We start from the raw sequence: 17,130 nt of genomic DNA, 5'->3' as shown, positions 1-17,130 counted from the left end.
CTGGCTGACACGGGCAGGATGGTCGAATCGCGATTGTGCCAGATCGTGCGAAAGCCGTTTGGGCGGTTGCAGGCCGCCGCACGGCCGCGGCCGGTTACGCCAGCGGAAAGCCGAGGTCGAAGGTCGTGCGCACGTCGAGCGGCTGGCGCAGCAGCCCGGCCTTCAGGTAGAAGTCGGCCGTGCGCTGCTGCCCGGCGATCACCGTCGCGTCGATCGGCTGCCAGCGCGTGTTGCGGCGCTCGAACTGCAGCTTCGCGGCCGCCGGCGGGATGCCGATGATGCGCGCGAGTGCCGCGGAATACGCGTCGACGTGCCGGTACGACCAGACCTGCGCGCGCACCACCCGTTGCAGGAAGTCGTGCAGCACGTCGCGCTTCGACGCGATCGCCGCGTCGGTCGCCGCGATGTAGCTGAAGCCCGACCACAGGCCGCGGCCGTTGACGAGCACGCGCGCGCGGCCGCTCGTTTCCGCGAGGGCCGTATAGGGTTCCCACGTCGCCCACGCATCGATCGAACCGGTTGCGAGCGCAAGCATCGTGTCGGCCGGCGGCAGGAAGCGGAACGAAACGGCGTCGGGCGGCAGGCCGGCCGCGTCGAGCGCCTTCAACGTGACGAAATGGCCGATCGAGCCGCGCGTGGTGCCGATGCGCTTGCCTTTCAGGTCGGCGGCGTCCTTCAGCGTCGCGTCGGGCCGCACGAGCACGGCGGTGCCGTACGGGTCGGACCGGTTCGCGCCGATCACCTTGATGCGGGCGCCCGAGGCGAGCGCGAAGATCACCGGCGCGTCGCCGATCGGCCCGCAGTCGACGGCCGCCGCGTTCAGCGCTTCGGCCAGGGGGGCGGCGGCCGGGAATTCGGTCCATGCGATGTCGTACGCGAGGCCGTTCAGTTCGCCGGCCGCTTCGAGCAGCGCGCGCAGGCCGCCTTTCTGGTCGCCGGCACGCAGCAGCGGCCGCACGTCCGATTGCGCATGCAGCGTGGCCGGCGCGGCGGCGAGGGTGGCGGCGGCGAGGGCGCCCGCTTGCGCGAGGAAGTGGCGTCGGGTCGGATTCATCGTGAAGTTCGGTTCGTCGGGAAAACGGTTCAGGGATTCAATGCGGGAGCCCGGCCTGCACGTCGCGTACGGGTTCAGCGTCCACGCGCAGCAGCAGCGCGGTCAGCGGATCGACGTTCGCGGCGTCGGCCGGCGCTCGCGCCGCGGCATCCGAGCGGCACAGCAAGTCGTCGGCCGACCAGCCCGCGCTGCCCGGCAACGCGCGCGCCCGCAGCCAGCCGCGCCGGTCGGCAAGCAGTTGCGTGCCGCCGAACGCAGCGGGCGGCACGCCGGCAATCGTCGCGAACGCTTGCCATGCATCGGGCGTCGATGCGACGCAGTTCGCGCGCGTGCCGACCGGCGGTGGCGGCGTGGACGGATCGCCGGCGGTGACGAGCAGCGTCTGCCAGCGCGGGTCTTCCCGCGGCGGCGTGCCGCCCGGCGCGAGCGCGACGATGCGCACGCGCTGGCCTTCGCGCCAGCGCTCGAGCGGTTGCGGCGCGGCGCTGCCGCAGCGCACGTCGAGCGCCGGCAGCGGAACGGGCACGGGCCACGCTCCTTCCGCCTGCGCGCCGCTGCCGGCCGACAGCGCTTTCAGGTAATCGAGCACGGCCCAGGTGTCGGACGGGCCGAGCGTCGCGGCAAAGCCCGGCATCGACGCCGCGCCGCGCGCGTCGCGCGTACCGTGCCGCATGCGCCAATACAGTTCGCCGTCGAGCCGGCGGGCAAGCAGTGCGCCCGCGAAGGTCGGCGGCCAATGCGCGAGGCTCGCCGCGAGGGGGCCTTCGCCGCGGCCGTCCGCGCCGTGACAGGCTGCGCAATGCTGCGCATACAGATGCGCGCCGCGCATCAGGTTCACGACGGAAAACGCGGCGGGACTGCGCTGGAAACTCGTGGGCACCGCCGGCGCGAGCCACAGCGATGCCGGCGGCCACGGCGCGAACCACGCGACGGCCAGCGCGGCGATGACCGCTGCCGCCCGCCACTTGCGCGACACGAGTGCGATGCAGCCGAGCGCCGCGGCGAGCGTGGTCATCGCGATGGCGAATGCAAGCTGTCGCGTGAGCCCCGCGTCGATGCGCAGCGTTTCGAGCGCGATGCGGTGTGCCCAGGGCCACGCGGCCTGTCCGTCGGCATCGCCGGTCAGGCCGATCGCATGCAGCACCCGGGCCAACGCGATCTGTGCGCGATACAGCAGTTGCAGGAACAGGAGCGCCCAGTCGGCGAACGGCGGCGCGTTCATCGGCGCGGCCCTTGCCGCGCACCGGCCATCCTGCGAAAGGCACTGCGCATCTACCAGCTCGCATCGAGTCCGAGATGCCGCAGCGCTTCGTGACGCAGTTCGGCGAGACGCGGGTCGCCGCGATGGCGCGGATACGGCAGGTCGACACGCAGTTCCGCGACGATGCGTGCGGGCCGCGGCCCGAACACGATCACGCGCTGCGCGAGAAACAGCGCTTCCTCGACATCGTGCGTGACGAGCAGCGCGGAGAACCCGTCGCGTTGCCACAGCGCGGTCAACTCGGCCTGCATCGTCAGCCGCGTCAATGAATCGAGCTTGCCGAGCGGTTCGTCGAGGATCAGCAGGCGCGGATCGTTGACGAGCGCGCGGGCGAGCGCGACACGCTGCGCCATCCCGCCCGACAGCTGATGCGGAAACACGTTCGAGAATTCCTGCAACCCGACGCGCGCGAGCGCATCGTCGACGCGATGCTGCGACGTGCGGGCCACGCCGCGCGCCTCGAGGCCGAGCGCGACGTTCGCGCGCACGCGGCGCCACGGGTAGAGCGTCGGATCCTGGAACACGACGATGCGCGACGGATCGGGCCGCTCGATCGGCGTGCCGTCCTGCGCGATCGTGCCTTGCCGTGCGGCGTCGAGGCCCGCGACGAGCCGCAGCAGCGTCGATTTTCCGCAGCCGCTCGGGCCGAGCAGCGCGACGAATTCGCCGGCCGCGACCGACAGCGTGACGTCGTCGAGCACCGGCAGCGGGCCGCCGGGGCCGTCGAACGCGTGGCTCACGCGGCGGATGTCGATGCGCGCGCCGCGCGGCGCCGTGGCGTCGAGCGCGGCGGGCGGCGGGGCAACGGACGATTCGAGAACGGCGGCGCTTACCATTTGACGGTTCCTTTCTGCCACGCGAGCACACGGTCGCGCACCGCGAACAGCAGCGCGATCAGCCCGGAAAACAGCAGCGCCATCACGATCAGCGCCGCATACATGTTCACGTACGATGCCCAGCCCTGCGCCCAGCTCAGGTACCAGCCGAGCCCCGACTTGACGCCCATCATCTCGGCGACGACCAGCACCGTGAACGACGCGCTCAGCCCCATGAAGATGCCGACGAACACGTGCGGCAGCGCGGCCGGAATCGCGACGCGCAACACGAGGAAGCGCGCGTTCGCGCCGAGCGTGCGCGCGACGTCGTAGTACTGCCGGTTCACGCTCGCGACGCCCGACCACGTCAGCACCGCGACCGGGAAGCCGGTCGACAGCGCGATCAGGAACGCGGCGGCCGAATAGCTCGTCGGGAAGAAGTAGAACGTGAGCGGCAGCAGCGCGGTGGCCGGCACGGGGCCGAGCACGCGCAGCACCGGATGCACCCAGTAGCCGATGCGGCGCGACCAGCCGATCGAGACGCCGACCGCGAACCCGACCGCGACGCCGTACGCGAACCCGAGGGAAAGCAGCTTCAGCGTGTTGCCGGCGCTGCCGGCAAGGCGCGGCCAGTCGTCGGCGTAGACCTCGATCAGCGCCTGCGCGGCGCGAAAACGGCGTCGGCAGCCAGCCGGTCTTGGCCGTGACGATTTCCCACACGGCGAGCACGAGCGCAGCGCCACGAGCCACGGGCCGGCCGGGCGCACGCGGGCGAGCCGCGCGCGCGGGCCGGCACCGCGATGGCCGAGCGTCGCGGCGGCAGCAGAAGCGCGCCGATCGCCCACGCGGCGGATGCCGAACGTGTCGGTGTACGCCCAGTCGGTGAAACCGACGACGCGGTTCGGCCACACGTAGGTCACCGCGCCGAGCGCGGCCCACGCGAGCGCCGCGACGACGCCGGTCGGCCAGGTGCGTGCGCGGCGGGCTTCGGCCGCGAGCGTCGCGTCGCAGGCCGTGCACGCGGGACGGGACGTGGCAGTCGCAGGCGGCGTCACGGGGGCGGCATTGCCCGAGGTGGACGCGGTGCGCGCGGCGGACGCGTGTTCGATCGTCGACATCGCGTCACCCCAGCACGTTCGCATAGACCTGCTGCGCGAAGCGCTGCGGGTCGGTGCTCTTCTTCAGCACGCTGATGCGGCGGAAATCGTCCGCGTAGAACGCGATTTCCTGCTGCAGGTCGACGTTGGTCGGATGGTGCGTGTAGGTCAGCGTCGCGTACAGCTTGCGCAGGTCGTCGGGGTTGATCTTCGGCGAGTACTTCGCGAATGCCTTCGCGGCTTCGTTCGGGTTGTCGTGCGTGTACTCGGTGGCCTGCACGATCGAGCGCGCGAGTGCGGCGGCCGCCGGGCGGTCGTTGCGCACGAGGTCGCCGCGCGCGCCGATCACGCAGCACACCTTGCGCGCGTATTCGCCGGACAGGTTCGTCGCGAGTTCGGTGTACGCGCCGTTGCTGCGCTTCTCGAGCAGATAGAGGTTCGGGTCGCCGTCGGCGATGGCCTGGATCTCGCCCTTGTCGACCGCGACGCCGAGCAGGTCGGCCGGATACTGCCGCCATGTGATGTCGCGTTCGGGATCGATGCCGTTCTTCGCGAGCAGGATCGAGAAGAAATGCTTGCCGGGCGCCGCGAGATCGCTGACGCCGACCGTCTTGCCCTTCAGCGCCTGCAGGGTCGTCACGCCCGCCGTCTTCGACCCGAGCAGCCGCACGCAGCCGCCGTGCGAGCTGCCGATGATCTTCACGTCGAAGCCGGCTTCGAGCGGCTTCAGCCAGCGGTGGATCATCCCGACCGCGGCATCGGCCTTGCCGGTCGCGATCGATTCGAGCAGCTGGTCGGTCGATCCGCTGTAGTTGATCAGTTCGACCTTCAGCCCGTTCTTCTCGAAGAAGCCGTTCTCCTGCGCGACGACGATCGGCGTCAGGCAGAACGCGTTCTGGTTCCACGCGAACGTGAGTTTCTTCAGCGGCGGCGCCGACCAGGCCTTGCGGCCGAGCGTGATCGCCGGTGCGGCGAGCGCGGCGGCCCCGGCCGCGCGCAGCAGCCGGCGGCGCTTGTCGTCATGGGCGCCGGTCGGCGCGGGTGCGGTGGTTTTGGTCATGGTGTGGTCTCCGGTTCCGGTCGTGCGGCGGGCGCTCAGTCGAGCAGGTCGGGTTCGTCGGCGACGACGCGCGCGAACAGGCTGTCGAACGCGTGCAATGCGCCGTCGGGGCCGCCGATCTGGCCGTGCGTGTGTCGCGCGGTCGCCTGATCGATCGGTTGCGGCGTGCCGGCCGCTTCGGCCAGCAGCTGCGTGTGCGCGGCGTTGTCGAGCGCGATGTACCACCACGCGGCGGCCTCGACCGTCGGGCCGGCCGTCAGGATGCCGTGGTTCTTCAGGATCACGCCCTTGTGCGTGGTGCCGTCGGGCTTCGCGAGCGCATCCGCGATCCGCGCGCCTTCGCTCGTATCGACGACCATCCCGGTGAAGTCGTCGAACAGCGCGTGGTCCTCGTAGAACACGCACGCGTCCTGCGTCAGCGGGTCGAGCGGGCGGCCGAGCGTCGACCACGCCTTGCCGTAGGTCGAATGCGTGTGCGCGGCCGCGACGAGGTGCGGATGCGCGTCGTGAATCGCCGCATGGATCGCGAACGCGGCCTTGTTCAGCGGCCGGTTGCCGATCGCGGTTTCGCCGCGCGAATTGACGAGCAGCAGGTCCGACACCTTGATCTGCGAGAAATGCACGCCGAGCGGATTCACCCAGAAGTGGTCGGGCAGTTCCGGGTCGCGCGCGGTGATGTGGCCCGCGAGGCCCGACGCGAAGCCGAAGCGCGCGAACAGGCGGAACGCGGCCGCGAGCCGCTCCTGCCGGTGGCGGCGCTCGGCGGCGACGTCGAAGCGCGGCGCGGGCGGATCGAACCAGAAATGCTGGCGCGGCGTGTCGGCGAGGACGAGGCCCGACGCGGTGCGCACGGGCGAGGACGAAGACAGGACGGCGGACATGGTCGGCATCTCCCCGTGCGTCAGGCCGCGCGGCGCGCCGCGTCGCGTGCCGCGACGGCGCTGCGCACGCGCGGAATCAGTTCGCGGCCGTAGTCGATCGCGTCTTCGAGCGGATCGAAGCCGCGAATCAGGAACGTCGTCACGCCGAGGTCGTAGTAGTCGAGCAGCGCGTCGGCGACCTGTTCGGGCGTGCCGACCAGCGCGGTCGAATTCGAGCGCGCGCCGGTGAGCTTCGCGATCTCGGTCCACAGCCGCTTGTCGACGCGCGCGCCGCGTTCGGCCGCGGCGAGCAGGCGCCGTGCGCCTTCGCTCTGCTGCGGGCCGCCGGTGGCGAGGCCGGCCGCTTCGCGCAGCCGGCGGGTTTCGTCGAGGATCCGGTGCGCGCGCGCCCACGCTTCGTCTTCGGTCGCCGCGAGGATCGGCCGGAACGACACGGAGAAGCGCACCTGCCGACCGTGCTTCGCGGCTTCGGCGCGCACGCGCGTCGTCAGGTCGCGCACCTGGTCGAGCGATTCGCCCCACAGCGCATAGACGTCCGCGTGCTTGCCGGCGACTTCCAGCGCCGCTTCCGAGGCACCGCCGAAGTAGATCGGCACGTGCGGCTTCTGGAACGGCTTCACTTCCGAAAAACCCTGCGTGAAGCGGTAGTGCGCGCCGTCGTGATCGAACGGCTGCGTGTCGGTCCAGATGCGGCGCAGGATGCCGAGGTATTCGTCGGTGCGTGCGTAGCGTGCGTCGTGGTCGAGGAAATCGCCGTCGCGCTGCTGCTCGCTGTCCGAGCCGCCGGAGATGAAGTGCACGGCGAGCCGGCCGCGGCTGAACTGGTCGAGCGTCGCGATCTGCCGCGCGGCGAGCGTCGGCGCGGTGAAGCCGGGGCGATGCGCGAGCATGAAGTGGATGCGCTCGGTCGCCGCGGCGGCGAACGCGATCGTCAGCGTCGCCGACGGGCCGGTCGAGTGGTGCGGGACGAGGATCCGGTCGAAGCCGGCCGTTTCGTGGGCGCGGGCGAAGTCGCGCACGTAGTCGGGGTCGACGACGGGGCCGGCAGGCGGATGGATTTCCGACTGCTTCTGGCTCTGGATCATGCCGATGAATTCGACGCTCATCTGGGTCTCCGATGCAAGGACGGCCCGGCGCGGCCAGCGACGGCCGGCCGGGCGGGAATGGAGCGCAGATTACCGCCGGGATCATGCGGAACGGAAATAATCAATCCCGAATTGAATATCAGATTTGCATGGTTTGGGCGCGTGTGCGTTGCGCATACGCTATGGGCTCACGATCGGGCCGAACGGGGCGCCGGCTGCGTGTCGAGCGGGGCTTGCTCGCCGGATCAACACGACGTGAGCCGGATCGGCATCGGGTTCGGAAGCGGGGGATCGGGTCGAAGGCAGAGGTGTGCGGCGGATGCGTGCGCGAGCGCCCCGGATCCACGCCACGCGCCCCCGGCGAATCCAGCGCCGATCGCCGCCGGCTCCACGAGCCACCGCCGCCATTCGCCGACCGATCTTCGCCACGACGTTTTATCCCGTTACCCAGTCACCGAGGGAATCCGTACCGATGTCCGCCAGCCTTGCCGCTTCCTCGCCGCTATCGCCGCAGTCGTCCCTGCGCCACCTGCCTGCCGACGATGCGCGCGTTACCGCGCTGCTCGCGCGTCTCGCGCCCGAACTCGCGGCCGACGCCGCCCGCAACGACGTCGACGGCCGTTTCCCGCACGAGAACTTCGCACGGCTGCATCGCGCCGGGCTGATCGCGCAGGTCGTGCCGCGCGAGCACGGCGGCGCGGGCGCGACGCTCGCGCAGGCGAGCCGGATCGTGGCCGCGGTCGCGCGCGCCGATCCGGCGACCGCGCTGGTGCTGACGATGACCTACCTGCAGCATCGCGCGCTCGGCCGCGCGGACAACCGCTGGCCCGCGCGCCTGCGGCGTGCGGTGTTCGACAGCGCGGTTGCCGACGGCGCGCTGATCAACGCGCTGCGCGTCGAGCCGGCGCTCGGTTCGCCGTCGCGCGGCGGCCTGCCCGAAACGATCGCGCGTCGCGACGGCGACGGCTGGCGGCTGTCCGGCCACAAGCTGTACAGCACCGGCATTCCGGCGCTGCGCTGGCTGGCCGTGTGGGCCCGCACGGACGAACCCGAGCCGCGCGTCGGCGTGTTCCTCGTGCGGCGCGAGCGCGACACGGAAGTCGATGCGCGCATCCGCGTGATCGAAAGCTGGAATCACCTGGGCCTGCGCGCATCGGGCAGTCACGAGGTGGTGTTCGACGATGTGCGGCTGCCCGCCGATCATGCGGTGGACGTGCGCGCGCCCGATGCGTGGGCCGTGTCGGCCGCGAGTCATGCGGATGTCGATGCGCAGGCCGACCAGCAGGCCTGGATGGTCGCGCTGCTCGGCAGCCTCTACGACGCGGTCGCCCGCGCGTCGCGCGACTGGCTGCTCGATTTCGCGACGACGCGCGCGCCGAGCGGGCTCGGTGCGCCGCTCGCGACGCTGCCGCGCGTGCAGGAGGCCGTCGGCGAGATCGAAGGGTGGCTGCACGCGAACCGCGTGCTGCTCGACGAGCACATCGCGCGCACCGATGCGGGCGACCCGCCGACGGTGACGACGAGCGGCCTCGTCAAGCGGACCGTGACGGAACAGGCGATCCGCACGGTCGAGCACGCGTTGAAGCTGTCGGGCAATCACGGGCTGAGCCGCCACAATCCGCTCGAACGCCACTATCGCGACGTGCTGTGCAGCCGCGTGCATACGCCGCAGGACGATGCGATCGCGGTGGCCGCCGGACGGGCCGTGCTCGACGCGGCGGCGCAACGCGCTGCCGCGAACGCGGAAGCGGGCGGAACGTCACGCGACGCGCCGGCATCCGGTCGCAACAGCGATGCGTGAGCGGGGCGGCGGGGTGGTGGGCGCAAAAGCCAACGCAAAGGCCAACGCCAACGCGACGCCGCCGCGCCGGCGCCGTCGCGCGTGGTCAAGCGGCTTCGTCGTGCCCGGCCGCATCCGCCGGCAGCGCGAACGCGGTGCGCGCATGCGCGGCCACGGCCGTGAGCGGTGCCTTGAAGCGCGCGGCGTCCTGCCGGTGCAGCAGCCACAGATCGATCTGCGGCTTGAAATCGGCGAGCGGGACGATGTCGACCGCGTCGCGCAGCGGGCTGCCTTCGACGAGCGGCAGCGGCATCAGCCCGATCCCGAAGCCGTTCGCGACGCTCTGCAATTGCAGGTCGCGGCCGTAGGCGTCGAGCGTGACCGGCATCGGCAGCCCCTGCGCGTCGAGCGCGCGGCGCAGCCCCGCACGAAAGCCGCAGCCGTCGGGATTGAGCACCCAGCCGCGCGCCTGGCAGTCGGCGAGCCGGTAGCTGCGGCGCGGCCAGTCGCCCTTGCGGCCGACCGCGACGAGCCGCGTGGCCAGCAGCCGCTCGCCTTCGACCTGCGGCGGCAGCACCATCTCGCGGGCCAGAAACACCAGCGCGGCGTCGAGTTCGCGGTGCGCGACGCGTTCGACGAGCATGCCGCCCCACGCGGTCGTGACCTGCGTGGCGAGCGCCGGCCATTGCGCGGCGAGCTGCGCGATCAGGCCGGGCAGCATCAGCTCGCCGAGCCCTTGCGTGAGGCCGACGCGGAATTCGCCGGCGGGCGGCCGCTGGCCGGCCGTCAGTTCGCGCAGCGCGTCGACTTCGCGCAGGATCGCGCGGCACTGCTCGAACACCTGCAGGCCGATGTCGGTCGGGCGCGGCGGCTTCGTGTTGCGGTCGAGCAGCGTGACGCCGAGCGCCTCCTCGAGGTTCTGCACGCGCCGCGTGATCGCGGGCTGCGTCATGCCGAGCTCGGCCGCGGCCTGGCTCAGCGTCTGGCCGCGAACGACCGCTGCAAAAGCGTCGATATCGCTAATTTTCATGTTTGTTCTGCATGGTATTTCAGGTGCATCATGACGATCCATCATATTCGGCATCATATTCGAGGAGGCAGCCGATGAGTACGCTTTCGTTGCAGCAGACGCCGCTGCGTCCGTTCGTCGACGGGCTGGGCGCGCTGCTCGCGTCCGGCGCGAACGAGGCGCGCATCCTCGACGAGGGCGGCGCGCTGCTGGCCGCGCTCGTCGCGCACGACGACTGGCTGCCCGACGCGTTCGCGCAGCCCGATCCCGAGCGTTACCGCCAGTACCTGCTGCATCTCGATCCCGACGCGCGGTTTTCCGTCGTCAGCTTCGTGTGGGGGCCCGGCCAGACGACGCCGATCCACAACCACACGGTGTGGGGGCTGATCGGGATGCTGCGCGGCGGCGAGTTTTCGCAACCGTACCGGTTCGACGCGGCCGGCAGGCCGGTGCCGGCGGGCGACGCGGTACGGTTGCAGCCGGGCGACGTCGAGGCCGTGTCGCCGCGCATCGGCGACGTCCATCGCGTGACCAACGCGTTCGACGACCAGGTGTCGATCAGCATCCACGTGTACGGCGCGAACATCGGCCAGGTCGAACGTGCGGTGTTCCTGGACGACGGCACCGTGAAGCCGTTCGTGTCCGGCTATTCGAACGCGTGACCGGACGCATGACGCCGCAAGTCGCGGGCGCCCCGTTGCGACGGCGTGCCGCGGGCATCGAGCTGCATCCGTTTTCCGTGTGCTTTCTTCACCGACTCCAACAGAATCCGACAGAGACATCGTGACGCAATCCGTTGATTCCACTTCCCGTTTCCCCGTCGCGTCGTACCAGGACGTACGCGCGCGCCTGCTGGCCCGCGACGAGCTCGCGCTGATCGACGTGCGCGACGAAGATCCCTACGCGCAGGGCCACCCGCTGTGGGCCGCCAACTTTCCGCTGTCGAAGCTCGAACTCGACGCATGGACGCGCATTCCGCGCCGCGACACGCCGATCGTCGTGTTCGGCGAAGCCGGCGGCGACGATCTCGCGCCGCGCGCGGCCGAGAAACTCGCGCAGCTCGGCTATACCGACGTGCGGCTGCTCGACGGCGGCCTCGCAGGCTGGCTCGCCGCGGGCGGCGAACTGTTCATCGACGTGAACGTGCCGAGCAAATCGTTCGGCGAATGGGTCGAGGCCGAGCGCCATACGCCGTCGCTGTCCGCGCAGGAGGTGCAGGCGCTGATCGATGAAAAGGCCGACGTCGTGATCGTCGACGCGCGCCGCTTCGACGAATACCAGACGATGAACATCCCGACGTCGACGAGCGTGCCGGGCGCGGAACTCGTGCTGCGCGTGCGCGCGCTCGCGCCGAATCCGGCAACGCAGGTGGTGGTGAACTGCGCGGGCCGCACGCGCAGCATCATCGGCACGCAGTCGCTCGTCAACGCGGGGTTGCCGAACCCGGTCGCGGCACTGCGCAACGGCACGATCGGCTGGACGCTCGCCGGCCAGACGCTCGAGCACGGCGCCGCGCGACGCTTTCCGGACGAGATCGCACCCGCGCAGCGTGAGGAAGCACGCCGCGCCGCGCGCGCGGTGGCCGAGCGCGCGGGCGTGCCGCGCATCGCGCTCGCGGAGCTCGCCGCGCTCGACGAACCGGGCCGCACGCTGTACCGCTTCGACGTGCGCACGCCGGAGGAATACGAGGCCGGCCATCTGCCGGGCTTCCTGGGCACGCCGGGCGGCCAGCTCGTGCAGGAGACCGACCATCACGCGGCCGTGCGCGGCGCGCGGATCGTGCTCGCCGACGACGACGGCGTGCGCGCGGACATGACCGCGTCGTGGCTCGCGCAGATGGGCTGGGACGTGCGGGTGCTCGAGCCGGCCGGCACGGCGGCGTTCACCGAGCGCGGCCAGCCGCCGCGCGACGTGCCCGCGACGCCGCAGGTGAGCGAGGTGTCGCCCGCGACGCTCGCGGGCTGGCTGAAGGAGGCGGCCGCGGGCGAGCTCGCGATCGTCGACGTGACGGCCAGCGCGAACTACGTGAAGCGCCATATCCCCGGCGCGTGGTTCGTCGTGCGCGCGCAGTTGCGCGACGCGCTCGCCGCGATTCCGCCGGCGCGGCGCTATGTGTTCACGTGCGGATCGAGCCTGCTCGCGCGGTTCGCGGCGGACGACGCGCGCGCGTGGCTGCCGGCTTCCGCGGCGATCTCGGTGCTGACCGGCGGCACGGCCGCATGGATCGACGCGGGGTTGCCGCTCGAGCACGGCGAGACACGCCTCGCGTCGCCGCGCGTCGATCGCTACCGGCGCCCGTACGAAGGTACCGACAACGCGGCCGCCGCGATGCAGGCGTATCTCGACTGGGAATACGGGCTGGTCGACCAGCTGAAGCGGGACGGCACGCACCACTTCCGCGTGATCTGACCACGGCGCGGCAACCGGCGTGCGGCACGCGATGCGCCGCGCCCGGTTGCCGCATGTTCAGCGGCTCATCGTATGCGGCACGTTCAGCGCGCTCAACGCTTGAACGTATCGACGGCCGTGCGGCCGACGGCCGGATCGTCGGTGAAGAAGCCGTCGATGCCCGCGCGCAGGTAGGCCTGGATCTCGCGCACCGAGCCCGCGGTGTTGCGCGTGGCCGGTGTACCGCCGTCCTTCAGCGACGCGGGCAGGAAGTTGTTCTCCGGACGGAACGTATACGGATGCACGACGAGGCCGGCTGCGTGCGCGTCACGCACGTACGACGTCGGCTGCTGCAGCGTGCCGTCCGCGGCCACCGCGATGATCGACGTCTTGTACGGGCCGACGCCGTTCGCATAGGACGCGATCTCGCGCATCCCGTCGCGCGTCGACAGGTCGCCGTAGGTGCGCTTGTCGTTCGCCTTCACGAAGTCGTACGGACGCTGGCCGGCTTCGTCCATCAACTGCACGAGCTTCCAGTTCGGCTGGCTCGACTTGATCCGGTTGCGGATCGCCTTCAGGTTCGCGACCTCGAACGACTGGATGTAGACGGTCGCCGTGCGCGCCGTGTACGGATCCTTCTGCAGCGCGTCGACGAGACGGTCCTCGAGCGGCAGGCCGATCGACTGGAAGTAGGTCGGGTGCTTGGTTTCCGGATACAGGTGGATCGTGCGGCCGGTCTGCGCGGACATCTGTTTCGCGAGCGCGACGATCTCGTCGAAGGTCGGAATCTCGAACTGGTCGTTGTACGCGGTGTTCGCCGGGCGCACCTGCGGAATGCGCTCGCGGGCACGCAGCGTCTTCAGCTCGGCGAGCGTGAAGTCCTCGGTGAACCAGCCGGTCAGCTGCGTGCCGTCGATCGTCCTGGTCGCCTTGCGGCTCGCGAACTGCGGCAGCGTCGACACGTTCGTCGTGCCGGAGATCTCGTTCTCGTGGCGCGCGACGAGCACGCCGTCGCGGGTCGCGACGAGGTCGGGCTCGATCACGTCCGCGCCGTCCTCGATCGCCTTGCGGTACGACGCTAGCGTGTGCTCGGGGCGCAGCGCGCTCGCGCCGCGATGGCCGACCACCTGGACCTTCGCGGAGATCGGCCGGGCGGAATCGGACGCCGAGACGTCGTCGCCGCCGCAGGCGGCAAGCAGGACGGCGGCGGCACAGGCGAACGGGATGCAGCGCAGGGCGGTCGGGCGCGGGAAGAGCATGTCGATGAACCTTCGGAACGGAAGTCGGTGAAAGGGCAAGCGGTCCGGCGATGCGGGGCCGCGTGAGCGAACGGGACGCGATCGTCGCACCGGATCATTACATATGTATTACTTTCACCTTTCTGTTTTGTTGTCGCGTCAGGCGCGAGAATTGCGGGAACACGTCGCGGTCGAGACGGTGCGATCCGCCCGTCGCCGCCAGCCGGCGCCGCGATCGTCGCGCCGACGCGGTTCGGCGGTTGCGCGCCCACTTCGTCGGACGGATCGCGAGCGTGGTCGCCGGATGCACTAACTTGCGGGACTTTTGGCATCGCCCGCGCCGGCCGACCGCCCGCGCACAGCGATGCGGCGACTCGCGGGCCGGCGCGGGGCCGGCGCCCCGCGTGCGTCCGGCCCCGCCGGCCGATTTTACTGACCCATGACGACGCATACCGATCCCGCTACCTGCTCGGCGACCTGCTGAAGAACGTTTCCCGCTCCTTCTACCTGACGCTGCGCGTGCTGCCCGACGGCATGCGCGACCCGGTCGGCCTGGCCTACCTGCTCGCGCGCGCGGCCGACACGATCGCCGACACGGCGCTGGTCGCGCCCGATCGCCGCGCGGCGCTGCTGACCGACCTGCGGAACGAAGTCGAGCGGCTCGGCGACGGCGCGGCGCTGTCGCGCTCGCTCGAGGACGTGACGCGGATGCAGACGGATTCGCACGAACACGTGCTGCTCGGCTCGATGGAGCCGATGCTCGCGCTGCTGCGCGCGCAGCCGGATGCGGACCGCGCGTCGATCCGCAAGGTCGTCGCGACGCTGACGTCGGGGATGGAATTCGACCTGCGCACGTTCCCCGACGAACAGTCGGGCCGCGTCGCGTCGCTGCCGAACCGTGCCGAGCTCGATCGCTACACGTACCTGGTCGCCGGCTGCGTCGGCGAATTCTGGACCGACATGACCGGCGCGCACACGCGCGCCGCGCGCGGCTGGGACGTGCCGGACATGCGCGAGAAGGGCATCCGTTTCGGCAAGGCGCTGCAGATGACCAACATCCTGCGCGACTGCGCGAAGGATTTGCGGATCGGCCGCTGCTATCTGCCGGAGGACGTGCTGGCCGCATACGGCGTCGGCGTCGCCGACCTGATGACACCCGATGCGTCGGCGCGCGCGCGCGGCGTGCTGGTCGACCTGCTGCGCGTGACGCTCGACCAGTATCGCGACGCGTGCCGCTACACGCTCGCGATTCCGCGGCGCTTCGTGCGGCTGCGGCTCGCGTGCCTGTGGCCGATCATGATCGGCCTCGAAACGCTCGAACTGCTGGCCGGCCACGATGCGTGGCTCGATCCGGCGACGCCGGCGAAGGTGCCGCGCAAGCGGATCTACCGGATCATGGCGTCGTCGCTCGCGCTCGTCGGTTCGAACGCCGCGATCCGTGCGCGGATCACCGCGCTCGTCGACGCGGTGAACACGCGGATCGCGCAGCCGTCCGCGCGCTGAATCGCGCTGAATCGCGCTGAACGATGCCGGTGCGTGACGCGACCAGCATCGGCATCGCCCCTCGGCCCGCGTTCGCCGGGCCGCTCCCGTCTCCCGTCCGATTGTCCGCACGCGGACTGAAACGTTTTCACGATTTCGCTTCCCGAAACGTGGGTGTCATGAATGTCAGCGATCCTGCGCGGCGGCGTGAATCGCGGCGTCAGCCGCGGTCGCGCATTCGTAGGAAGGTTGTTGCCGAGGGCGTCTGACGACATCCGGCGGTCGCGATGCACCAGTAAAAATGTAAAGCTAGGGTTTTCACCGGGAAATGCCGGCAAGGCCCGCCGCGTAAGCGTTTTCAGGTGTTATGTAACCGTTTGGTGAACCCCCGCGTTGCGTCGATCATACGATGACCGACCGCACATGTTGGGAAACGATTGGTAATCCGTCAGAATCGCACCGGCATGTACTCGCACATGTGTCAGTCATAAAACCACACCAGAAAAGAAATCATTCTTTGAGGACGGAGAATCAATGAAAAAGCGCGTCGCTTTCGCCATGACGGCAGCGGGTCTCGCAGCCGCTACCGCAGCCCACGCCCAGAGCAGCGTGACCCTGTACGGTATCGTCGATAACGCTATCGCCTGGCAGAACAACTCGTCGGCCACCAGCGCGGTTTCGGGCGGTCACTCGAAGGTGCAGATGGCCACCGGCATTTGGGCAGGCAGCCGCTTCGGCCTGAAGGGCAGCGAAGACCTCGGCGGCGGCACGAAGGCGATTTTCCAGTTGGAAGCCGGCTTCAACGCGAACAACGGCTCGTCGCAATGGACGAACGGCATCTTCACGCGTCAGGCGTGGGTTGGTCTGACCAACGCGACGTACGGTACGCTGACGGCCGGCCGCCAGTACACCGCGTACTACACGCTGCTGTCGCCGTATAGCCCGACGACCTGGCTGACCGGTTACTACGGCGCGCACCCGGGCGATATCGACTCGCTCGACACCAGCTACCGCGCGAACAACTCGCTCGTCTACATGTCGCCGAAGTTCTACGGCTTCACGGTCGGCGGTTCGTACTCGCTCGGCGGCGTGGCAGGCAGCTTCAACCGCGGCTCGACCTGGAGCGCGGCGGTCCAGTACCTGAACGGCCCGGCAGGCATCGCGGTTGGCTATCAGCGCATCAACAACGCGACGCTCGGCGGCGGCGTGTGGGGCGCGAACTCGACCGCGCAAAACGGTCTGGATTCGAGCGGCAACGGTGCGGAGCAGGCCGTGTCGTCGATCAACGGCGGCTACAAGACGGCACAGTCGCAGCAACGTGTCGCCGTGACGGCCGGTTACCAGTTCACGCCGGCGTGGGACATCTCGGTGTCGTACTCGAACGTCCAGTACATCCCGGGCAACCTGTCGGCATTCCACAATACGGCGATCTTCAACACGGCGGGCGCAGTGCTGCACTGGAAGGCAGCGCCGCAGTGGGACTTCGCGGCAGGCTACTCGTACACGCGTGCGACCCAGTCGAACGGCATCTCGAGCTCGGCCAAGTACCACCAGGTCACGCTGTCGCAGTACTACAGCCTGTCGAAGCGCACGGGCCTGTACGCGGTTGAAGCGTACCAGCACGCTACCGGCAACACGATCAGCGGCCTGACCGGCGGCATCGTCAATGCAACGACGTCGATCGGCGACGGCGTGGGCGCAGGTTCGAAGCAGAACCAGATCGCGGCCGGCGTCGGCCTGATCCACCGCTTCTGATGCCGCGCGGCGCGCGAGCGCCGCTCACGGCTTGCGGTACGAAAACCGGCCTTCGGGCCGGTTTTTCCATTTGCGGCACGTGTTGTGCTATTGCGGGGTCGGTCATGGATGGTCGTCGAATGGAAGCGCGCGGCGACGGCTGTCGAGCCCGACAAGTGTGCCGCTCATGCGGTGCATGACGTGCAGGCCGGCAATGCCCGGTCGGCGCCGACGCCGTCGTGTCGA

General features: G+C 70.2%; 12 protein-coding genes and 2 pseudogenes. 5 read left to right on the top strand and 9 right to left on the bottom strand.

The genetic code is table 11. The features are described 5' to 3' along the window. Window positions 1-94 precede the first annotated feature (94 nt). The 7 genes and pseudogenes from PL79_RS33275 to PL79_RS33245 all read right to left on the bottom strand — a co-directional run bounded on the left by PL79_RS33275 (window position 95) and on the right by PL79_RS33245 (window position 7,274). Window positions 95-1,054: an ABC transporter substrate-binding protein gene (locus PL79_RS33275; protein WP_044842983.1), complete on the bottom strand. Its 960-nt coding sequence runs from the start codon at window positions 1,052-1,054 to the stop codon at window positions 95-97. Window positions 1,055-1,091: 37 nt separating this feature from the next. Further along, window positions 1,092-2,276 (bottom strand): c-type cytochrome, encoded by a 1,185-nt coding sequence (locus PL79_RS33270; RefSeq protein WP_044842984.1) that lies wholly within the window; start codon window positions 2,274-2,276, stop codon window positions 1,092-1,094. Between the two features lie 50 nt (window positions 2,277-2,326). Next, on the bottom strand, window positions 2,327-3,151 hold the full coding sequence (locus PL79_RS33265) for an ABC transporter ATP-binding protein (RefSeq protein ID WP_044842985.1): 825 nt from the start codon (window positions 3,149-3,151) through the stop codon (window positions 2,327-2,329). Beyond that, window positions 3,145-4,248, bottom strand: a pseudogene (locus tag PL79_RS33260) (ABC transporter permease). The gene PL79_RS33265 and the pseudogene PL79_RS33260 overlap by 7 nt, the downstream one beginning before the upstream one ends. 4 nt (window positions 4,249-4,252) lie before the next feature. Beyond that, entirely contained in the window at window positions 4,253-5,287 is a 1,035-nt protein-coding gene (locus tag PL79_RS33255; RefSeq protein WP_044842987.1) for an ABC transporter substrate-binding protein, read from the bottom strand. A gap of 35 nt (window positions 5,288-5,322) precedes the next feature. After that, on the bottom strand, window positions 5,323-6,168 hold the full coding sequence (locus PL79_RS33250; RefSeq protein WP_044843147.1) for a class II aldolase/adducin family protein: 846 nt from the start codon (window positions 6,166-6,168) through the stop codon (window positions 5,323-5,325). 20 nt (window positions 6,169-6,188) lie between these two features. Continuing rightward, window positions 6,189-7,274, bottom strand: coding sequence for an LLM class flavin-dependent oxidoreductase (locus PL79_RS33245; RefSeq protein WP_044842988.1), 1,086 nt, complete (start codon window positions 7,272-7,274; stop codon window positions 6,189-6,191). A gap of 451 nt (window positions 7,275-7,725) precedes the next feature. Between PL79_RS33245 and PL79_RS33240 the strand changes: the two genes are divergently transcribed. Beyond that, window positions 7,726-9,054, top strand: coding sequence for an acyl-CoA dehydrogenase family protein (locus PL79_RS33240; protein ID WP_044842989.1), 1,329 nt, complete (start codon window positions 7,726-7,728; stop codon window positions 9,052-9,054). 85 nt (window positions 9,055-9,139) lie between these two features. Here the strand turns inward: PL79_RS33240 and PL79_RS33235 are convergent, their stop codons facing one another. Then, window positions 9,140-10,063, bottom strand: coding sequence for a LysR family transcriptional regulator (locus PL79_RS33235; RefSeq protein ID WP_044842990.1), 924 nt, complete (start codon window positions 10,061-10,063; stop codon window positions 9,140-9,142). Between the two features lie 74 nt (window positions 10,064-10,137). Here PL79_RS33235 and PL79_RS33230 point away from each other — a divergent pair, with 74 nt between their 5' ends. Both PL79_RS33230 and PL79_RS33225 read left to right on the top strand, forming a co-directional pair. Then, window positions 10,138-10,704 carry a cysteine dioxygenase gene (locus tag PL79_RS33230; protein ID WP_044842991.1) on the top strand — a complete coding sequence of 189 codons (567 nt, stop codon included), beginning with the start codon at window positions 10,138-10,140 and terminating at the stop codon, window positions 10,702-10,704. Between the two features lie 121 nt (window positions 10,705-10,825). Then, on the top strand, window positions 10,826-12,451 hold the full coding sequence (locus tag PL79_RS33225; RefSeq protein WP_044842992.1) for a rhodanese-related sulfurtransferase: 1,626 nt from the start codon (window positions 10,826-10,828) through the stop codon (window positions 12,449-12,451). A 92-nt stretch (window positions 12,452-12,543) separates the two neighbouring features. Here the strand turns inward: PL79_RS33225 and PL79_RS33220 are convergent, their stop codons facing one another. Then, window positions 12,544-13,689, bottom strand: a complete 1,146-nt coding sequence (locus PL79_RS33220) for a glycerophosphodiester phosphodiesterase (RefSeq protein ID WP_044842993.1) — start codon at window positions 13,687-13,689, stop codon at window positions 12,544-12,546. Between the two features lie 418 nt (window positions 13,690-14,107). On the opposite strand from PL79_RS33220, the pseudogene PL79_RS33215 reads away from it, so the two are divergent. Next, window positions 14,108-15,171 (top strand): annotated as a pseudogene (locus PL79_RS33215) (phytoene/squalene synthase family protein). A 513-nt stretch (window positions 15,172-15,684) separates the two neighbouring features. Continuing rightward, window positions 15,685-16,905, top strand: a complete 1,221-nt coding sequence (locus tag PL79_RS33205) for a porin (RefSeq protein WP_044842995.1) — start codon at window positions 15,685-15,687, stop codon at window positions 16,903-16,905. Window positions 16,906-17,130 lie beyond the last annotated feature (225 nt).

This window comes from Burkholderia sp. USMB20 (assembly GCF_000949135.2).
Classification (GTDB): domain Bacteria; phylum Pseudomonadota; class Gammaproteobacteria; order Burkholderiales; family Burkholderiaceae; genus Burkholderia.
Note: the sequence above shows the minus strand (reverse complement) of the source record. Positions and strands in the feature narration are given on the sequence as shown.